Annotated in this window: 2 protein-coding genes; one reads left to right on the forward strand and one right to left on the reverse strand. The window is 62.9% G+C overall.

The window, feature by feature from the left end; all coding sequences use genetic code 11:
* Window positions 1–1449, forward strand: a 1449-nt coding sequence (locus tag VGU61_RS20815) for a serine/threonine protein kinase (RefSeq protein ID WP_326861220.1), incomplete at its 5' end; no start/stop codon positions are given.
* Window positions 1450–1473: 24 nt separating this feature from the next.
* Here the strand turns inward: VGU61_RS20815 and VGU61_RS20820 are convergent.
* Window positions 1474–3492, reverse strand: a complete 2019-nt coding sequence (locus VGU61_RS20820; protein WP_326861221.1) for an SUMF1/EgtB/PvdO family nonheme iron enzyme — start codon at window positions 3490–3492, stop codon at window positions 1474–1476.
* Window positions 3493–3739 lie beyond the last annotated feature (247 nt).

Here is a 3739-nt window from a genome sequence, read left to right on the forward strand (position 1 = left end):
TACCTCGACGGCAAGCCGCTGAGCCATATGCTGCGCAACCCGGAGTTCACCGGCATGGCGTTCGACAATGCGATGCGGATCGTATCCGGCATGGGCAAGGCGCTTGCCTATTCGCATGAACGCGGCTTTGTCCACTGCGACTTCAAGCCGGCAAACGTCATCGTGACGGAGAAGGGGGAGATCAAGGTCATCGATTTCGGTATCGCCCGCGTGTTCCGCACGCCGGTTGTCGAAACGGAAGTCACGGTGTTCGATCCGGGCAGCCTCGGCGGCCTGACACCGGCCTATGCAAGCACGGAGATGCTCGAGCATCGCGACCCCGACCCGCGCGACGATATCTATGCGCTCGGCTGCATCACCTATGAGTTATTGACAGGGCGACATCCATTCGACCGGCTCACCGCGACGCAGGCAAGAAACGCCGGCATGAAGCCGCAACGGCCGAAGAATATCGGCAACGCGCAATGGCGCGCGCTCAGGAATGCGATGGCATTCGAGCGCGAGGCGCGCACGCCGACGGTGATGCGCTTTCTTGAAGAGATGGGTATTGAGCGCCGGAAAAGCGGATCGGCAATTCCTCTTGTTGCGACCACCATGCTAGCGGCACTGGTCGCTGGCGGCGCCGCTGTGTACTGGATCGTCTCGCCGGGCGGGAAGACCGGTTCACCGGCGCTGGCGGATGTGCAGGAAAGCGCTCCCGCCGAACCCGCCCCGGCCTCCGCGCCGGCGGTGCAACAGGCAACGCCTGCGCCGCCGGCACAGCCTGTCGCGCCGCCGACCGTGGAGTCGGTCAACCAGGCTTTGTCGCGCATCCCGTGCGCCGCGCTGGTTGCAACGACGCAAAACGACAGCATGCGGGTGGAAGGCTTTCTCGCGGAGAGCTACGGCACCGCGCGCCTGAAGACGATGCTGGAAGGTGCGCCGGGCGCGCGGCCGGTGGCACTGGAGGTACAACAGGTCAGCGAGGAGAAGTGCGGCGTACTTAATCTGCTGGCGCCTTACTGGGCCGGCCACCGCCAGGCTGGCGGACGTGCCTCGATTCATACCCGGCCGCGAGATGCCCGCCTGATGGAAGGCGACAAGCTGATGCTCGATGTCAATACGCCGGGCCACGTGTCTTACGTGAATGTCGATTATTACTCCTTCGACGGCAGCGTGGTCCATCTCGTGCCCAGCCCCCGCGCAAAGGCGAACCAGGCACCGCCCAACTATTCGGCCACGCTAGGCGGTCTCACCAGCTGGATCGTCTCGAAGCCCTTCGGCACCGACATGATCGTGCTGCTCGCCACGCCGGTACCCCTGTTCGATCCCTTGCGGCCGGTTGCCGAAAGCACGCCGGCTTATCTGGCCGAGGTCGAAAAGCGGCTGAAGCAGATCGCGGAGAAGGAGGGCAGGGAAAAAATCGTGGTCGATTTCCTCCAGGTCACGACAAGGCCACGCTCACCCTGATCATCGTCCGGCCTTGCATGATGCTTAATCGAGCGTTCTGGCGACGCGAAAACCGTTTTGCGAATGCCGCACGCCGGCATCATATTTGAAGCGGGTCGACGACGGCATATAGCGCGCATCCTCCCGCCATGACCCGCCGCGTATCACCCGTGCGCGACAGTTCGGCAGTTCACGTGCGCGTCCGTCCGGCGGTGCGCCGGCATGGGAGTTGTGCCAGCAATCCGCGACCCATTCCCAGACACTGCCGTTCATGTCGTAAAGACCGAAGGGGTTGGGCTCGAACGAGCCGACTTCCACCGGCCGTTCCTTCTGCCACGGTTCACCGCAGTCCTTGCAATTGGCCATCTTCGGGCGCATCTGCTCGCCCCACCAGAAGCGGGTGTTCGTGCCGCCCTTGATTGCCAGCTCCCATTCCGCCTCGGTCGGCAGCCGGTAGGGTTTGCCGCTGATCTTGGCGAGCCATTGCACGTACTGTTGCGCATCGTCCCAGCTGACATCGCGCACCGGACTTTTGCCGAACTTTTCTTCGCCGGCAGTCAGCTTCTGGCATGCGCCCGCATCGACGCAGGCATTCCATTCCTCGACCGTCACTTCGTATTTGCCTATCGCAAACGGCTGCTTGATCGTCACCTGGTGTGCCGGCTTCTCGCTCGGGTCATTGGTATTGCTGCCCATGGTGAAGGTGCCGGCCGGCACGCTGATCAGCACCGGGCATGCGGGGCAGTCCTTGATTTCACCCTTGCCCGCCGGGCGCGATGCCGCCTTCTCGCGCGGCTCTGATGGTGCCGCTGGCGCCGTGGGCGCGGGCTCCGCCTTCTTCACGTCGCCGGGAACGACCGCGGGCGCCGGCTTCGTCTCCGGCACTTTCGCGGCGGGCGGCTGGCGTGGCCGCTCAGGCGCCGGTTTTGCCGGCGGGGCCGATTCGGTTGCCTGGGCTGGCGCCTTCGGGGCTGCCTGTGCGGGGGCCTCTGGCTTGGCAGGAGCGGATGCGCGCAGGCGTGCGATACGCGCGCGCGCCAGCGCCGCGAAGCGTCCGTTCGGATACGTGCTCAGGTAGGCTTCGTAATCGCTCGCATGGTTGCTGTCCTTGATGGATTCCCAAAAGGAAAGCTCGTACTGTTCATCGCTGTCCTTGGGCAGAATGGCGCGGCTGCGCAATACCTTCACTTCCTCCGATGCCGGTACGTATCGGGCATACGCCGGTGCGGCATCGGCGTGCACGAAGCGGTAGGCCGCCGCTGCGGATGAAAGGGAAGCGGACACCCAGGGAACCTGCCGCCCTCCGGTAACACGCTGTACGCCGTCCGCGACCCGTCTGAACAATCCATCAAGATCCTGGCCTGGTGCCGCGATATGCCGCAGCAGTTCCCCGGTGAAAATGCCATGCCTCTGCCCGTCCGCTGCAAAGGAGCCGGGCGCGGTGGCGAAGGCGAGCAGCGTGTCGTCATGCGGCAAGCCGGCATTCACGGGCGGCATGGAGGGTTGTGACGGATCCAGCGGATCGTTCAGGCAGATGTCCAGAATGACCATGTTGAGCTTGTGCGCCCGCGCCGGCGACATGTCCCGAAGAACATTGCGCAGGTCCATTCCTTTGGACAGCGGCGCGGCCGGCGAGTCGTCCGCCGCATCGGCGGGCAGCAGCAAGGTATCGCCGGCGACGCCGGCACCGTGACCGGAAAAGTAGAACAGGCCGACACCGCCCTGTTGAAGATGGTCGCCGAAGCGGCGGGTTGCTTCCTGCATCTGCTGCAGCGTGGCGTCTTCATAATGCATGACGTCGAAACCCAGCGAACGCAGCGCGTCGCTTACCGCACGCGCATCACGAACAGGATTGGCGAGAGGCGCTGTCCGGTAAGCACCGTTTCCGATCACCAGTGCTATCCGCCTGACATCACGCCTTGCATCGGACTGCTCGGCGATGACTGTTTCAGCACCAGGCTTTACAGAATTGGACAGACTCGCCGCATCGCTTGAACACAGCCAGGCCAGCAACGCCAGCATGCAGAGTAGATGGAGTCCATGCCGTGCAGTTCGACTGTTCATATAGGATATCCAAGGTCGCTGTTATGTGCGGGAAGGCGCGATGCGCTTCCTGTCGTTCACTTATACCTGGGCCATGAAGAGGCGGGCCGAAAGCCATAGTTACCTTGCTCTATCTTTGACTTAAGTGCGCAAGCCATTCTGTTCAAGATCAAACACTCGACACTATTTGGATTACTTGGAAACTCATCTGATCTAACGTTAACCACGTTCCGTGTTTGCAGCTCACAGGCACGCCGGAATCTTCTTT

Origin of the sequence: Noviherbaspirillum sp., from assembly GCF_035944575.1 — a bacterium.
In the GTDB taxonomy this organism is placed as follows: Bacteria; Pseudomonadota; Gammaproteobacteria; order Burkholderiales; family Burkholderiaceae_D; genus Noviherbaspirillum.